The sequence below is a fragment of the Pseudoalteromonas sp. T1lg65 genome (assembly GCF_051930985.1).
Lineage (GTDB): Bacteria > Pseudomonadota > Gammaproteobacteria > Enterobacterales > Alteromonadaceae > Pseudoalteromonas.
Genome location: NZ_CP196837.1, coordinates 2,145,006 through 2,159,935, shown reverse-complemented (window position 1 = coordinate 2,159,935; position 14,930 = coordinate 2,145,006). Strand labels below are relative to the sequence as shown.

Below are 14,930 nucleotides of genomic sequence, written 5' to 3'. Positions count from 1 at the left end.
AAATTTTCGCTGACAAGCTGAATTAAATGTGGTTATGATGCGGGTAAGGACATACCTGACAGGAGATGTAATGTTTAAGAAGATCCTAGCATCTGTCGGTATCGGCGCTGCAAAAGTAGATACAGTATTAGAGACAGAGCACTTGCACCCAGGACAGAAGTTTCAGGCGCAAATTGTTATCAGAGGTGGAGACATTAGCCAAGACATTAGCGGTCTTGAGTTAGCGCTAATGACTCAAGTTAAAGTAACACGAGACGATGAAGAGTATTTCAGTAACCATGTCATCGATCGTTGGCGTATTGGTGAGAGCTTTACCATTAACCCTGGTGAAGAAAAGGTGATCCCTTTTGAAGCAAGGCTGCATTCAGAGACACCTATCACAGAGATAAACGCAGGTTATAATCACTCGCATGTTTGGTTAGAGACGGGTTTAGACATCGACTTAGCGATGGATCCTACGGATAAGGATTTGCTGCACATTTATCCTAATGAAGCAGTGAAAACTTGTATGCAAGCGATGCAAAAGCTAGGCTTCCAATTGGTAAAAGCTGATGTTGAGCAAGGGTACTTAAGAGCGCGAGACTTTCAGTCTGTTTCTGGCTGCTATCAAGAGCTTGAGTATCGGCCGCAAAGCCGCTCATTGTTTGGGCTTCAAGAAGTTGAGCTATCTTTTGTTCCAGAAGCCCACAAAACCCATGTGTTAATCGAGTTAGATAGAGCATTTAGAGGTGATGGTTATGTAGATCTTACGATTGAGCACGATCACGTAAACCTCTCACAGCTATGCGACCAACTTGAAAGACTATTTTCGTAAATACCGAATTTAAAGCGAAAAGCCCAGCAATGTCTGGGCTTTTTTATTCATAGAGAAACAATATGGATTGGTACATTAAAAACTATCAGAGTCTGTCAAAAGACGAGTTGTTTGAAATACTAAGGCTGCGGGTAGAGGTTTTTGTTGTCGAACAAAACTGCCCATATCAAGACATCGATGAGACAGATAGAGCGCAAGAAACTCAACATGTATTTTTAACATCATCTGATGAATTAGTGGCTTACGCCAGGTGCTATCGAAAGAATGATAAAGCCGCTGCCATTGGGCGCGTGATTGTGTCGTCAAACGCTAGAGGGCAGGGCATAGCACATCAGTTAATGGAACGAGCGATTGAAACTTGTTTTATGCAAATCCCGGCTGAGCATTTAGATATTTCGGCACAATGTTATTTAGCAGATTTTTATACACGTTTGGGTTTTGAGAAGCAGGGGGAAGCGTATTTGGAAGATGGCATTCCTCATCAGGATATGCGATTTAAAGGGTCTCGATGAGACCCTTTAGGTGTTTTTAAAGAGAGTTTAAAAACACCGCTGCAATGGCCACAGGACAAACAAAGCGAATATACCAAGGCCAGATTTTCCAAAATACAGTATGTTCTACTTGTTCACAGCCTTCTGAAATTTCCTTGAGTAGCTTTCCTCTATGCCAAAGCCATCCGACGAAAACGCAACAAAGCATACCAAGCAAAGGCTGTCCAAACTTGGTAGTGATGCTTACAACAAAGCCAAACAGCGCAGCAAAGTTAAGTAAAATCGTTAAACTAACCAGTGAGACTAGTGCGCCTATGATCCAGGTTGCTTGCACACGACCTAGCGCGAACTTTTCAACCGCGTAGGACACTGGAGCTTCCAACATCGATATAGATGAAGTAAGTGCTGCAATGCTCATAAGGGCAAAAAACGCGAATCCAACAAACAGTCCAATATCGCCCATGCTGTCAAATAGCGCAGGTAACACTTGGAAAACCAATGTGTCTTCGCTCAACAATGAACCATCAGCTGCAAAGATCTCGACGCCTTGCGCTTGTGCGACATACATTGCAGGAATAATCAAAAGACCTGCTACAAAAGCAATAAATACATCTATTAACGTCACAAAGGCGCCTAACGACACAAGATTCTCGCGTTTACTGATGTATGAGCCATAAATAATCATGACGCTTGTACCAAGTGAAAGAGAGAAGAAGGCTTGACCGAGCGCATTAACTAAAAGTTCAGGGTTTAAAATTGAAGAAAAGTCCGGTACTAGGTAAGCTTTTAGCCCCGTTACTGCGCCTTCTTGTGTCATCACATATGCGATCAACGCAAAGAGAATACCCAGCAACGCTGGCATTAAACGCTTAGACCATTTTTCTATACCATTTTCAACACCTTTACTAATGATAAGAACGGTAAGCACAATAAATAATCCGGTGAAAATAATATCCCGAGTCAAGGATTGTTCGCTAAGCCAAAGTGTTGCATTGTCCATAGAGGTGATAGCCGTAATCGGTTCAATCGTGGCACTGAACATCCAGCCCGCAACGATGGCATAAAAACTCAAAATTAGTCCCGCGCAGATGATACCGCCAAAGCCGACGAAAAATGCGAATTTCTTTTGCCACGGTGAGGTCGTCAATTTTTGCAATGACGAAACGGCATTTGCCTGGCCATGCCGGCCTATAACGAGTTCAGCCATTAGAGCAGGATACGCTAGGCAAAATGCTAAGACTAAGTAAGCCAACACAAAAGCTGCACCACCGTTACTCGCGGTTTGCGTTGGGAAGCCCCAAATGTTACCCAAACCTACCGCAGACCCTGCAGCAGCCATAATAAAACCAAACCGAGAGCTGAACTCTCCTCGGACATTGCTCATAGTTTTTATACTTCTCTATCTATTTTTAATAAAGGCGCAATCAATCTACTGTAAATGAAGATAAATAAAAAGGGGAAATTACATTGATTTAACGCAAGTTTTTGGCTGAAAGTTGAGCGTAATTGGTTCGTTGCAAGCAAATTTCTGTGATTATTAGCTAACTTTATGTATTTGATGGGCTTTATTCAAAGTACCGTGAAGGCTGTAGCAACAATTTTACAGCAGCTATTTTTCTTTACAGGGTATGGTTAACGTGAATTTTGCACCGCCGAGAAGTTCAGAATGCCCAACACTGGCCTTTCCGTGATGCCAGTCCATGACTTTTGCGACTATTGCTAATCCAAGCCCGTAGCTCTTACCCGCTCTGTTTCTATGGGTTTGTTCTTGGAAAAATGGGCTAAAAACTTTATCCCAATTCTCCTTAGCAATGCCTGGACCATCGTCTTCAACTAAAATATGGATATGGAAATCGCTCCGATATGCACTCAGTTTGACTCTACTGTGTGCAAAATCGCTCGCATTACTAAGTAAGTTGCTAATTGCACGAGCAAGCCAATGTAAATCACCACATAATTTCAGGTTATCAGCGATATCAACTTCACCCGTTATATTATTTTTAATGAATTTAGGCTGCATTTGTGCCACCAGATCTTGTCCATACACGTTAAGTACAGTGGTTTCGTGCTTGAGTAGGTGGGATTTTTGCTCCAGAGTCGCAAAAGATAGATAGCTCGAAAGCATATCTTCCATTTGATTTAAGTCTTTTTCCATTCTGTGCAGGTATTCGTGAATTTGTGCCACATCCTCTTCTTCGAGTGCGGCATCTAATCCAAAACGTAAACAAGCAACGGGAGTTCTTATATCATGGGATAAGCTAGACGCCATGAGCTTATTTTCCGCCATAAGTTTTTCTATTTGGCTCGCCATGCGATTAAACGTGTTTTCTAGATCTCGAATATAGGTGAAGTGGTTTGGCACTATGCGTGCGCTTAAGTCGCCACTAGCGAAGCGCTTCGCTGCACTGTTTAGGGTGACCAAACGTTTAACCAATGGAGAAAGGATAAACCACAAAATCGTACAGATACCGCCGTAAAACAACAAGGTTAGTAATACATCGTAATCAGCTTGTTCTGGTTCGGGTGTCCAAGCAATCTCAATATAATCAGGATATAAGGTGTCGGTGCTTTTCAGCAGATATACAGATTCGTTCTCTATAACTAGACCGCTCTCTGTTAGCATGTTTTGTTTCAATTCTTTAGGGACGGCTAGTGTCTTTCCCTCTTTGAACGTCACGGTTACATTAAACTGTTCTGCTTGTTGACTGATGAAACTGGCTCTATTTTCTTCAGGTTGTAATCCCGCTTGAATTGCTAGTCCTTGAGCTAACTTATTTTGCCATTCAAAGTTACCTTGTACGGGTTCTGTTTGTTGATTAAAAAAGTCAATCAGCCAACCCAGCGCGAAAAACGAGATCAATGCACCTGCAACAAGATAGATATAGAGCTTTTTCACAAACGACTACTTTGTTTTACCAAGCTGATGGGACAAGCAGGTAGCCTTTGCCCCAAACCGTTTTAATCTTTTCTGGGTTTTGCGGATCATCATTGAATTTTTTACGCAGAGCAGAGATGAGTACGTCAACACTACGATCCAAGCCATCGTATTCTCGTCCTTTTGTCGCTTTGAACACTGCATCACGAGAAACGACCTCACCAGCATGACTGGCAAGAAATTGCAGCAGTAGATATTCTGCACTAGAAACCACAACTTCAATCCCATTAACAGAAATCTTTCTAGCCTGTGTGTCTATGGTTAAATTTCCAACACTAATAAGACTATGGTTGGCAGCGTGGTTAACGGGCTTTTCTTGTGCAGCTCGAACGTTCGCCTTGATACGTGCTAGCAAAGCCCTTGGCCTCACAGGTTTAATCACGTAATCGCTGGCGCCAACTTCGAGACCAATGACTTCGTCCATTTCTTCATCTTTGGCAGTCAACATAATGATCGGGTTAGTGTAGAATTGTCGTAAATCACGACAAACACTAATCCCATCTTTGCCAGGCAACATAACATCAAGTAGTACTAAATCCGGGTTAATTGCTTTTACTTTGTCTACAACCTCGTCACCGCGATAGCAGCAATGCGTTTTATAGCCCTGATTGTCTAGGTATTCCGCGACCCACTGTGCCAAAGAAGCGTCGTCTTCTACCAAAAGTATGCTGCCGTACTGATCCATTATCAAACTCCGTTGTTATTGTTGTCATTCCTTGCAGAGTATAATCACCAATTCTCTGCTGTCTGTAAATAAGTGTTGAGGTGCGTAAAAAACCGTTGTTATTTTACATTTAACTTTTCAATTAAGTTTTGAGCAAGGTATTTTTGCATGTCTGCCGTTAGTGCTGAAACTTCAGTTTGAGTACAAGCTCCCGATACTTTTTCTAATGGTGAAATGTTAGTCTTAATAACATATTCAGGGATCACCACTGGCGTTGTAGCACGAGCTCGACGAGCTTCTTCGGTATTTTGTGAAACGATGAATGAGATAACTTCATGTTCGTTTGCGACTTGCTCTTGTTCGGTAAATGTAAATTGTAATGGCAGACCTTGAAAACTCGCACTATCCACTGAGGATTTGGCAAACCAAACGACATCTGAAGACGCTTGATGTGACAAACGCATACTGACAGATGCGACAATATTGCTACATTGAAATGCCGGATTCTTTTGCGCGAGTTCTGCAATATACGGATGAGGATTTTTGGGTCTATCCAATGCATATGTTTTGTTTGCTGCAAACTCTAAGTCCAATTGCTGCATAGTCAGCACGTAGTCAGCCTTGCTATTAGATACTACGGATAACCCTTTATTCTTGAATGATTGAACGAAGTATTCACGTAACGTATCGGTCAGTCCAACTTTACCTGCATCGATATAAATCGTGTTTCCTTTAGTTAGCGGGTGAGCGGGTAACTGCACCGATTTTACTCGAGCTGAATTTACCTCTGTACTGTAGGTTATTTGATATACCGACTTTGTAAGAAGTGGTTTCTTCGGTACCGCTAACTCTGGAGCCATCGGTGCGGTAGTCACGCAGCCAAAGAGTAATACGACACATAAAGTAGCCAATAGAAAGCGCATTCAAATACCTCAATTATTTAATAACTGTTTTGGAACTAATTATAAAAATACAGGCAAAACCAAACCTAACTTACAGCAAACTTAATGATACTGTTGCGTGTTTAATTTAAACCGTTTTTGATTAATAACAATTTGGGTGTTGGAATTTTGTCCGTTTACTCCATGAAATTGATATTATTTTTATAAGTTAGTAAGAATTATAAGGACATCATGTTAACATGACTCGTGAGTATTAATGAAATGAGTCATTATGAAGTCGCTAATTCTCGCGTTAGTTTGTCTTTTGTGTTCAAGCATGGTTCATGCTGTGGCACCACAAGAACAATGGTCTAAATTTACGACGGCTTATTCTAAGCAAGTCGAACGTAAACTGAAAGAAAAATCGGTACCCGGTGGTGCTTTGTCTATTGTACACGTTCAATACGGTGTCCTTGCAAAAGGCATAGGCAAAACGAAAAGTCGCAGCGGTAAAGCGATAGATCAGCATACTCGATTTCGATTGGCATCGCTTTCCAAAACGTTTGCTGGAAGCTTAAGTGCTAAACTTGCCAGTGAGGGATATTTTTCGCTTCATGACGAATTGCGTACCTACCTTCCAGAAGTAGCAAAATCAAGTTATGCGAAATTAAAGTTGTATCACCTTTTAAGTCATTCAAGTGGCTTAGTTCCAAATGCCTACGACAACCTTATCGAATCAAGAATGCCTTATTCAGAAATTGTTGAACGCTTATTAAAAGTTGATTCACTATGCCAGCCGGGAGTGTGTTACGGCTATCAAAATGTGATGTTCAGTTTAATCGGCGACGTAATTCAACGCGCAACAGGGATCAGCTATTCGCGTTGGTTAGATGAATTTGTGTTTGCGCCATTAAAAATGAACTCTGCGGGCGTTGGCTATGAGCAAATGACCAAAGATGATAACTTTGCTTGGCCGCATGTGAAGGGCAGGAAACGTTGGCATACAGCAAAATTGAAAAAACACTATTACAAAGTACTGCCTGCTGCGGGAGTAAATGCCAGTGCACAGGATATGGTCCAGTGGCTGAAAGCCCAACTAGGTCTCTATCCGACGGTATTGTCACCTGAAGCCCTCAGCAAACAATCAATACCTTATACACTAACAAAACGAGAGTTACGCCGTCGTGTATGGCGCGAGCATGTCGATGAAGCATACTATGGCCTGGGCTGGCGTATCTATCAATATAATGGACGGTTGATTTATTATCATAGCGGTTGGGTGCAGGGTTACAGGACTGATGTGGCGATTATCCCCAGTATGGGAATCGGGTATAGCCTGCTGCTAAATGCCGAAAGTGGTATTATTAACGAGCTTACTAATGACTTTCTACTATCGGTTATGGACTTAGAAGAATCACTGTTGCCACAACTAAGTGACAAAGAAATTCAAGAAATAAAGCAGCAGGAACGAGTATTGATTGAGAGTGTGACTGCGCAGCAAGAGGAAGGCGCAGTCGAGCAGTAAAACTTAGTTTCTAGGCAGTTGGATTTTTTTGTCTTCACTTTGACGGTAAAGCACAATGATATGACCGATAGTCTGCACATTATGTGCGCCCGTTTCACGCACAATTGCTTCAAAAATAAGCTTTTTGGTTTCACGATCGTTAGTAGGCACTTTGACTTTTATTAACTCATGGATATTTAAGTTTTGTTCAATCTCAGCCATAACGCCTTCTGTAAGGCCGTTTGCGCCAAGCAAAACAACAGGGTTTAAATCGTGAGCTAGTCCTTTTAGGAACTGCTTTTGTTTATTTGATAAGGTCATATTGATACAATCTTATTTATTAAAAGGCTTGAATTCTCGATATTCTAACGCCATCTAGCAAATATTACTAATGAGTTATAGTTAATATGGCAAATAAAAAACACTCCGCCAGTTCTAAGCGTTGGCTAAAAGAGCATGTTGATGATCCCTATGTTCATGAAGCCCAAAAAAGAGGTTACCGTTCTCGAGCGGTATTTAAACTTGAGGAAATCCAGCAAAAGGACAAATTACTGCGTAAAGGCATGACGGTTGTTGACCTCGGTGCAGCACCCGGCAGTTGGTCTCAGTATCTAGCCGAGCAGGTCGATATTGATGGGCAGGTCATTGCCTGTGACATATTACCAATGGACTCTTTAGCCGGCGTAGACTTTCTACAAGGGGACTTCCGCGAGGAAGCTGTTCTCGACGCGCTATTAAAACGTATTGATGGGAAAAATGTCGACGTGGTTTTCTCGGATATGGCACCGAACATGAGCGGTAATATGTCCATAGATCAAGCTGGCAGCATGTACTTAGTAGAACTTGCTCTGGATATGTGCCATCAAGTATTGAAACCAAATGGTGCCTTCGCTGTTAAAGTGTTTCAAGGCGAAAGCTTTGATCAGTTTGTACAAGAAGTACGTAATTGTTTTAAAGTAGTGAAAATACGCAAGCCTAAAGCGTCGCGACCGCGATCAAGAGAAGTATATATAGTGGCGACGGGATACAAACTGTAGTACAGTTGGAAAGCATCAGGTTGAATTTGAATTTTTTTGAACACAAGAGGTTAACTCCTTGAGCGATATGGCTAAAAATCTAATACTCTGGCTAGTTATAGCAGTCGTGCTAATGACTTTGTTTCAGAGCTTCAACGGTGGCGAACAATATGATCGTCAAACGAGTTACACACAATTTATCAAGGACGTGCGCAGCGGCTCAGTTAGAGAAGTTAATATTGACCGCCAAACCGGTTTGATAAACGGACTAAGAACAAGCGGTGAGCGTTTTCAGACAACCATGCCGTTAACTGATTTGGACTTAGTAAACGACCTTTTAAAAAATGATGTAAACATCAAAGGGGTTCCGCCAGAAGAACAATCAATGCTCGCGCACTTGTTTATTTCTTGGTTTCCTATGCTTCTACTTATTGGTGTTTGGATATTCTTCATGCGTCAAATGCAAGGCGGCGGTGGTAAAGGTGCGATGTCTTTTGGCAAGAGTAAAGCGCGCTTAATGAGCGAAGATCAGGTTAAGACTACTTTTGCTGATGTAGCTGGATGTGATGAAGCGAAAGAAGACGTTACCGAATTGGTTGATTTCTTGCGCGATCCGTCGAAATTCCAAAAGCTAGGCGGTACCATTCCCAAAGGTGTGTTAATGGTTGGCCCACCAGGTACAGGTAAAACACTGCTAGCAAAAGCCGTAGCGGGTGAAGCCAAAGTCCCATTCTTTACTATTTCAGGTTCTGACTTCGTGGAAATGTTTGTAGGTGTTGGTGCATCTCGTGTCCGTGATATGTTCGAACAAGCGAAAAAAGCTGCACCTTGCATCATTTTTATCGACGAAATTGATGCTGTGGGCCGTAAACGCGGCGCTGGTATGGGCGGCGGTCACGATGAACGCGAACAAACGCTAAACCAAATGCTGGTAGAAATGGATGGCTTTGAAGGCAACGAGGGGATAATTGTTATTGCAGCAACTAACCGCCCGGATGTACTTGATCCTGCCTTATTGCGCCCTGGTCGTTTTGATCGTCAGGTTGTTGTAGGCTTGCCAGATATCCGTGGTCGAGAGCAGATCCTTAACGTGCACATGCGTAAAGTACCGTTGGATGATGATGTTCAAGCATCAGTTATTGCTCGCGGTACACCAGGTTTCTCGGGTGCAGATCTTGCGAACCTAGTTAACGAAGCGGCATTATTTGCGGCCAGAGGTAACAAGCGTAAAGTAAGTATGGCTGAATTCGACGCTGCAAAAGACAAGATCATGATGGGTGCTGAACGCAAATCAATGGTTATGAGCGAAGAAGAGAAAGAAATGACGGCTTACCATGAAGCTGGACATGCTATCGTTGGCCGACTGGTTCCTGAACATGACCCTGTTTACAAGGTGTCAATTATTCCTCGTGGACGTGCATTGGGTGTGACCATGTACTTACCGGAACAAGATCGTGTAAGTCATTCTAAACAGCACCTAGAATCAATGTTATCAAGCCTTTATGGTGGTCGTATCGCCGAAGCGCTGATTTACGGTGATGACAAAGTAACTACAGGTGCAAGTAATGACATTGAGCGAGCAACGGATATTGCCAAGAAAATGGTTACTCAATGGGGTCTAAGCCCTAAGTTAGGTCCGCAAATGTACCTAGAAGAGCAGGGCGAAATGTTTATGGGCGGTGGTTCGCACCGTATGTCAGGTATGTCAGATGAAACTGCTAAGTTAATCGACTCAGAAATTAAAGATTTCATTGACCGTAACTACAAACGTGCAGAACAAATCCTGAAAGACAACATGGATGTACTTCACACGATGAAAGATGCGCTGATGAAATACGAGACGATTGATGCTCATCAGATAGACGACCTTATGGCACGCAGAGAAGTTCGTCCACCTAAAGATGCGCACGATCAAAAAGCTGATAAAAAGCCTGCTACGCCCAAATCGGAAAAAGTTGTAGAGCTAAAAAATGATGAAAGTGACACTACATCGGCTTCAGAGCTTGATGATAAGTCATAACATTAGTTAAAATAAAAAAAGCCCCGAGCAGTCGGGGCTTTTTTGTATCTAACTCACGCAAACAGTCCTTCATACATCTGAAGCCTTTTTTAAACCTATAATAAATTAGGCACAGTTACAGACAAGTCGTGAAGCATAAAGAACTAGGTTCCCAAATGAAAGAACTTAAATTACCTAACGCGCGTTCCGTCAGTCTTGAATATCCGATTGTGATGGGGATATTAAATGTAACCCCGGATTCATTTTCAGACGGCGGTAAATTCAGTTCTGATAGTAAAGCAATAGAACAAGCAAAACGTTTACTCATGGAAGGTGCTGGTGTACTAGATATTGGTGGAGAGTCAACTCGTCCGGGGGCGCCTGAGGTATCGTTAGAGGAAGAACTTCGTCGGGTAATACCGGTTGTTAAAGCGGTTAAGCATGACATTGATTGCATTATATCTGTGGATACCAGCAAAGCAGAGGTAATGAGGCAAGCGATAGAAGCAGGTGCCGACATAATTAACGACGTTCGGGCACTACAAGAACCAGGGGCTTTAGATGTACTGGCAGCTTACCCAGATGTGCCGGTTTGTCTGATGCATATGCAGGGTCAACCGCGCACAATGCAAAATAACCCCAGTTACCAAGCATTATTTGCAGATATCAATGACTTTTTTGAAACTAGAATCAGCGCGTGCAAGCAAGCAGGGATAAGTCGTGAAAGATTGATCCTTGATCCTGGTTTTGGTTTTGGCAAAACATTGTCTCATAACATTGAATTACTGGGTGGTTTAAAACACTTTCAACATTTTGATTTGCCAATCCTCACGGGCTTATCAAGAAAATCTATGTTTGGGCAATTACTTAATCGTGACACCAATGAACGACTAGCCGGAAGTCTGGCTGGTGCTTTGATTTGTGCTCAACAAGGCGCAAACATCATTCGCGTTCATGATGTTGCAGAAACAAGCGATGTGCTAAGCGTATGGCTCGCATCGGTTAATGGAGTTAATGAATGACAACAAGAAAATATTTTGGCACTGATGGTGTAAGAGGCATGGTCGGTGAATTTCCCATTACCCCAGAGTTTGCCATGAAACTAGGTTGGGCAGCGGGTAAGGTGCTGTCAGAGCGTGGCACTAAAAAAGTGATCATTGGTAAAGATACGCGAATTTCCGGGTACTTATTAGAAACAGCGCTAGAGGCTGGTTTAATTGCTGCAGGTATCAACGTTATTCTGCTCGGTCCAATGCCAACCCCAGCCGTTGCTTACTTAACTCAAACTTTCCGTGCAGAAGCAGGAATTGTGATCAGCGCGTCACATAATCCATATCACGACAATGGCATTAAATTTTTTGCTGGTGACGGAAAAAAACTCCCTGATGATGTCGAGTTAGCAATCGAAGCTAAACTTGATGAACCAATGACCTGTGTTGCTTCTGAGAAGCTGGGTAAGGCAAAACGTCTAGATAGCGCTGACGGTCGTTATATTGAGTTTTGCAAAGGGCAGTTCCCGCGAGAGTTATCTCTAGAGGGCGTAAAAGTCGTGCTTGATTGCGCGAATGGTGCAACGTACCACATAGCGCCTAATGTCATGCGTGAATTGGGCGCAGAAGTTATTACAACTGCATGTGAACCAAACGGTGTGAATATCAACGATAAGTGTGGTGCAACACACGTTGAAGCGCTAAAAAAAGCAGTGCTAGAGCATAAAGCAGATGTTGGTATTGCCTACGATGGAGATGGTGACCGAGTGATGATGGTGGACCATGATGGTCATGTCTTTGACGGTGATGACATTGTTTACATCATTGCCTGTCAGGCTCATGTTCAAGGAACGTTAGGCGGTGGTGTGGTTGGCACTGTGATGTCAAATATGGGTCTTGAAAACGCACTTAAGTCGAAAGGCATTTCCTTTGAGCGCAGTAAAGTTGGTGATCGTTACGTGATGGAACTGCTGATGAAAAACGGTTGGAAAATTGGCGGTGAAAGCTCAGGTCACGTGCTAAACCTAGAACTTATCAGTACCGGAGACGGTATTGTATCAAGCTTACAGGTATTAGCTGCGATGGTCGCTCAAAACAAAACCCTTAAAGATTTGGGCGAAGGCTTCACAAAGTATCCAATGAAAATGATAAACGTGCGCTATCGCGCCGGATCAGATCCAACAGAAGCACAAGAGGTAAAAGCGGTAGTGGCAGAGGTGGAAGAAAAGCTGGCAGGAAAAGGTCGCGTATTGCTTCGAAAGTCGGGCACGGAGCCTGTGGTACGTGTGATGGTTGAAGCACAGCAACAGAAGCAGGTCCTCGACTACGCCCAAAAAATCGCTGAAGTTGTTGAAACTGTGAGCAATTAAACGAATATTTGAATTTATTTCTTGTAACTTTGGGTGAGTAGCGTTAGTATCTCACCCGCTTTCCGATGCGGAGTATCGTATGGCAACTAGAACGCAAATTGTAGCGGGTAATTGGAAAATGAATGGCTCAAAAAGCCTCATCAAAGAAATCGCCCAAGCAGTAGCGCAAAAAAAGAATAACGCTGAGGTAATAATTTTCCCGCCCGCAATGCTTATTGAGCAAGCGGTAAGCGAAGGCCTTTCAGTTGGCACTCAGACAGTGTCAGAGTATGAAAAAGGCGCATTTACTGGTGAAATACAAGCGTTATTAGCTAAAGAGTTGGGTGCAACCTTCACTTTAGTCGGTCACTCGGAACGTAGAGCAATTTATGGCGAGAGTGACAACGATGTAGCTAACAAATTCGCCCATGCTCAGGCTTCTGGTCTTATTCCTATTCTCTGTGTAGGTGAGACTGAAGAAGAAAGAGAAAGCAATCAAACTGAAACTGTGGTTGCACGGCAGCTAGAAGCGGTAATTGAAAAAGTTGGTATAGCCGCATTAGCGAATTCTGTGGTAGCATACGAGCCTGTTTGGGCTATAGGAACTGGTAAAACAGCTTCACCTGAGCAAGCACAGGCAGTACACAAATTTATACGCAATTTGTTATCTGAAAAGGACCAACAAGTTGCCAGCGGGCTACGCATTTTATATGGTGGCAGCGTAAACGAAGAAAATAGCGAATCGTTATTCGCACAAGCTGATATAGATGGCGGCCTAATTGGCGGCGCTAGCTTGAAGCCACAAAGCTTCTTAGCCATCTGTAATAGTGCAAAAGGATAAGTAAATGTACGAAATTTTGTTAGTAGTTTACTCAGTTGTAGCGTTAGCGCTGATTGGTATGGTGTTAATACAACAGGGTAAAGGCGCAGATATGGGATCTTCATTCGGCGCGGGTGCTTCAGCGACAGTATTTGGGTCGTCGGGTGCAGGAAACTTTATGACAAAGACAACAACAATCTTAGCATCGGTATTTTTTGTGTTAAGTATTGTGTTAGGTAACTTAACCTCAGGTCAGATAAAGCAATCTGACAAATGGGAAAATCTAGAAGCGCCAGCAGCGGTTACTGTTCCAGCGGATACAGACGTACCAGTAGCTGATGAAAATCCGGCTTCAGACGTACCTAACTAAAGTTGTAACACCTAATTTGCGAATGTGGTGGAATTGGTAGACACGCCATCTTGAGGGGGTGGTGGCTTCGGCCGTGGGGGTTCAAGTCCCCCCATTCGCACCAAGCTTTATTTTCTAACTTTTAGAAAAAGCTTTATATCAATCCCGATAAATCATAAGTTTTATCGGGATTTTTTGTATCAGTTAGACTGGTTTTCTAAAGCCTTCCTTACCTTCTTCGAATACCTAGCAACCAAATCCCATTGAGCGAAAACCAAAGTGCGCCCAGATAGAGTGACAAGTTCACTTTAACACTAAGTCCATTTACGATGGTTATAGCAATTCGCATAAATATCTGATCAATTTGAGAGATAAAATATGCCGCTTGCAGCGTTAAGAATTTCTCATTTAGAACATCTAAATAGCGAAATTTTTGCCTCGCTATCGACAAGTTTTCCTTTGCCTCAAAATAGATCTCTTCATTAAGTGAATTGGTATTACCTCATAGCTACACCGAGTACTCAAAAAATGTAATTGATATAATGCAAAGCGGATACTTTCTGGTATTCTGTTCCTTTTAAGGGACAGCTAATTTTGCGAGGTGTGAATAATGGATACTGAACTGCTTTCTGGAATGAAAACTCAGCTGACAATCCATGAAGGGAAGAGACATAAGCCTTACAGGTGTTCTGCGGGAAAACTTACCATAGGTGTTGGGCGCAATCTAGATGATCGTGGCTTATCAGACGAAGAAATTGAATATCTTCTAGAAAACGATATCAAAGCGGTACATCGCGCATTACTCACAAAATATCCTGAATTTACCCAGCTAAGTGAAACTCGTCAAAAAGTGCTGCTAGATATGGCATTTAACCTTGGGATCAATGGATTGTTTAAATTTAAACGCATGTTTGCTGCACTTAAGGCAAATGATTTTGAAAAAGCAGCAGCAGAAATGCTCGATAGCCGCTGGGCATCGCAAGTAGGAATGCGCTCTAAAACGTTAGTTTCCATGATGCGTAATGGATAACTCTGAGCTTACTTTTTTATCGACCCAAACGAGCAAAATACTCAATTAGTTTATTAGAGTGATGATTTAAAAGAAAAATATAGGAATTA

At 42.6% G+C, this 14,930-nt stretch carries 15 protein-coding genes and 1 tRNA gene; 11 read left to right on the top strand and 5 right to left on the bottom strand.

From position 1 onward, the window contains the following. The first annotated feature begins 70 nt into the window (after positions 1 to 70). Both ACSLBF_RS09445 and ACSLBF_RS09440 read left to right on the top strand, forming a co-directional pair. Complete coding sequence (locus tag ACSLBF_RS09445) at positions 71 to 814, top strand: sporulation protein (RefSeq protein ID WP_440053168.1); 744 nt, start codon at positions 71 to 73, stop codon at positions 812 to 814. 62 nt (positions 815 to 876) lie between these two features. After that, positions 877 to 1,326, top strand: coding sequence for a GNAT family N-acetyltransferase (locus tag ACSLBF_RS09440; RefSeq protein WP_440053167.1), 450 nt, complete (start codon positions 877 to 879; stop codon positions 1,324 to 1,326). Positions 1,327 to 1,342: 16 nt separating this feature from the next. Here ACSLBF_RS09440 and ACSLBF_RS09435 read toward each other — a convergent pair whose 3' ends face one another. From ACSLBF_RS09435 to ACSLBF_RS09420, 4 genes are all read right to left on the bottom strand, one after another. Further along, the gene (locus ACSLBF_RS09435; protein ID WP_440053166.1) at positions 1,343 to 2,689 is read right to left on the bottom strand and encodes a sodium-dependent transporter; all 1,347 of its coding nucleotides are present in this window, start codon (positions 2,687 to 2,689) and stop codon (positions 1,343 to 1,345) included. 225 nt (positions 2,690 to 2,914) lie between these two features. Continuing rightward, positions 2,915 to 4,201, bottom strand: a complete 1,287-nt coding sequence (locus ACSLBF_RS09430; RefSeq protein ID WP_440053165.1) for an ATP-binding protein — start codon at positions 4,199 to 4,201, stop codon at positions 2,915 to 2,917. A gap of 16 nt (positions 4,202 to 4,217) precedes the next feature. Next, the gene (locus tag ACSLBF_RS09425) at positions 4,218 to 4,925 is read right to left on the bottom strand and encodes a response regulator (RefSeq protein ID WP_440053164.1); all 708 of its coding nucleotides are present in this window, start codon (positions 4,923 to 4,925) and stop codon (positions 4,218 to 4,220) included. Between the two features lie 98 nt (positions 4,926 to 5,023). Further along, positions 5,024 to 5,827, bottom strand: a complete 804-nt coding sequence (locus ACSLBF_RS09420; RefSeq protein ID WP_440053163.1) for a hypothetical protein — start codon at positions 5,825 to 5,827, stop codon at positions 5,024 to 5,026. Positions 5,828 to 6,077: 250 nt separating this feature from the next. Between ACSLBF_RS09420 and ACSLBF_RS09415 the strand changes: the two genes are divergently transcribed. After that, on the top strand, positions 6,078 to 7,310 hold the full coding sequence (locus ACSLBF_RS09415; RefSeq protein ID WP_440053162.1) for a serine hydrolase domain-containing protein: 1,233 nt from the start codon (positions 6,078 to 6,080) through the stop codon (positions 7,308 to 7,310). Positions 7,311 to 7,313: 3 nt separating this feature from the next. Here the strand turns inward: ACSLBF_RS09415 and yhbY are convergent, their stop codons facing one another. Next, on the bottom strand, positions 7,314 to 7,610 hold the full coding sequence (gene yhbY / locus ACSLBF_RS09410; protein WP_440053161.1) for a ribosome assembly RNA-binding protein YhbY: 297 nt from the start codon (positions 7,608 to 7,610) through the stop codon (positions 7,314 to 7,316). Between the two features lie 86 nt (positions 7,611 to 7,696). On the opposite strand from yhbY, the gene rlmE reads away from it, so the two are divergent. The 8 genes from rlmE (at position 7,697) to ACSLBF_RS09370 (ending at position 14,841) form a co-directional block, all read left to right on the top strand. After that, on the top strand, positions 7,697 to 8,326 hold the full coding sequence (gene rlmE, locus ACSLBF_RS09405) for a 23S rRNA (uridine(2552)-2'-O)-methyltransferase RlmE (protein WP_440053160.1): 630 nt from the start codon (positions 7,697 to 7,699) through the stop codon (positions 8,324 to 8,326). A 67-nt stretch (positions 8,327 to 8,393) separates the two neighbouring features. Then, positions 8,394 to 10,325, top strand: a complete 1,932-nt coding sequence (gene ftsH / locus ACSLBF_RS09400) for an ATP-dependent zinc metalloprotease FtsH (RefSeq protein WP_440053159.1) — start codon at positions 8,394 to 8,396, stop codon at positions 10,323 to 10,325. 155 nt (positions 10,326 to 10,480) lie between these two features. Continuing rightward, the gene (gene folP / locus ACSLBF_RS09395; RefSeq protein WP_440053158.1) at positions 10,481 to 11,326 is read left to right on the top strand and encodes a dihydropteroate synthase; all 846 of its coding nucleotides are present in this window, start codon (positions 10,481 to 10,483) and stop codon (positions 11,324 to 11,326) included. Further along, complete coding sequence (gene glmM, locus ACSLBF_RS09390; RefSeq protein ID WP_440053157.1) at positions 11,323 to 12,663, top strand: phosphoglucosamine mutase; 1,341 nt, start codon at positions 11,323 to 11,325, stop codon at positions 12,661 to 12,663. The genes folP and glmM overlap by 4 nt, the downstream gene beginning before the upstream one ends. 79 nt (positions 12,664 to 12,742) lie before the next feature. Continuing rightward, on the top strand, positions 12,743 to 13,483 hold the full coding sequence (tpiA, locus tag ACSLBF_RS09385; RefSeq protein WP_440053156.1) for a triose-phosphate isomerase: 741 nt from the start codon (positions 12,743 to 12,745) through the stop codon (positions 13,481 to 13,483). A gap of 4 nt (positions 13,484 to 13,487) precedes the next feature. Further along, entirely contained in the window at positions 13,488 to 13,832 is a 345-nt protein-coding gene (gene secG / locus ACSLBF_RS09380; protein WP_440053155.1) for a preprotein translocase subunit SecG, read from the top strand. Positions 13,833 to 13,850: 18 nt separating this feature from the next. After that, a tRNA-Leu gene (locus ACSLBF_RS09375) sits at positions 13,851 to 13,935 on the top strand. 486 nt (positions 13,936 to 14,421) lie between these two features. Continuing rightward, positions 14,422 to 14,841, top strand: a complete 420-nt coding sequence (locus tag ACSLBF_RS09370) for a glycoside hydrolase family protein (protein ID WP_440053154.1) — start codon at positions 14,422 to 14,424, stop codon at positions 14,839 to 14,841. The last annotated feature ends 89 nt before the right edge of the window (positions 14,842 to 14,930 follow it).

Excerpts from the sequence above, each read along its gene's own strand:
- ACSLBF_RS09445 (WP_440053168.1), top strand. The coding sequence starts at position 71 with ATGTTTAAGAAGATCCTAGCATCTGTCGGTATCGGCGCTGCAAAAGTA.
- ACSLBF_RS09440 (WP_440053167.1), top strand. The coding sequence starts at position 877 with ATGGATTGGTACATTAAAAACTATCAGAGTCTGTCAAAAGACGAGTTG.
- ACSLBF_RS09435 (WP_440053166.1), bottom strand. The coding sequence starts at position 2,689 with ATGAGCAATGTCCGAGGAGAGTTCAGCTCTCGGTTTGGTTTTATTATG.
- ACSLBF_RS09425 (WP_440053164.1), bottom strand. The coding sequence starts at position 4,925 with ATGGATCAGTACGGCAGCATACTTTTGGTAGAAGACGACGCTTCTTTG.
- ACSLBF_RS09420 (WP_440053163.1), bottom strand. The coding sequence starts at position 5,827 with ATGCGCTTTCTATTGGCTACTTTATGTGTCGTATTACTCTTTGGCTGC.
- ACSLBF_RS09415 (WP_440053162.1), top strand. The coding sequence starts at position 6,078 with ATGAAGTCGCTAATTCTCGCGTTAGTTTGTCTTTTGTGTTCAAGCATG.
- yhbY (WP_440053161.1), bottom strand. The coding sequence starts at position 7,610 with ATGACCTTATCAAATAAACAAAAGCAGTTCCTAAAAGGACTAGCTCAC.
- rlmE (WP_440053160.1), top strand. The coding sequence starts at position 7,697 with ATGGCAAATAAAAAACACTCCGCCAGTTCTAAGCGTTGGCTAAAAGAG.
- ftsH (WP_440053159.1), top strand. The coding sequence starts at position 8,394 with ATGGCTAAAAATCTAATACTCTGGCTAGTTATAGCAGTCGTGCTAATG.
- folP (WP_440053158.1), top strand. The coding sequence starts at position 10,481 with ATGAAAGAACTTAAATTACCTAACGCGCGTTCCGTCAGTCTTGAATAT.
- glmM (WP_440053157.1), top strand. The coding sequence starts at position 11,323 with ATGACAACAAGAAAATATTTTGGCACTGATGGTGTAAGAGGCATGGTC.
- tpiA (WP_440053156.1), top strand. The coding sequence starts at position 12,743 with ATGGCAACTAGAACGCAAATTGTAGCGGGTAATTGGAAAATGAATGGC.
- secG (WP_440053155.1), top strand. The coding sequence starts at position 13,488 with ATGTACGAAATTTTGTTAGTAGTTTACTCAGTTGTAGCGTTAGCGCTG.
- ACSLBF_RS09370 (WP_440053154.1), top strand. The coding sequence starts at position 14,422 with ATGGATACTGAACTGCTTTCTGGAATGAAAACTCAGCTGACAATCCAT.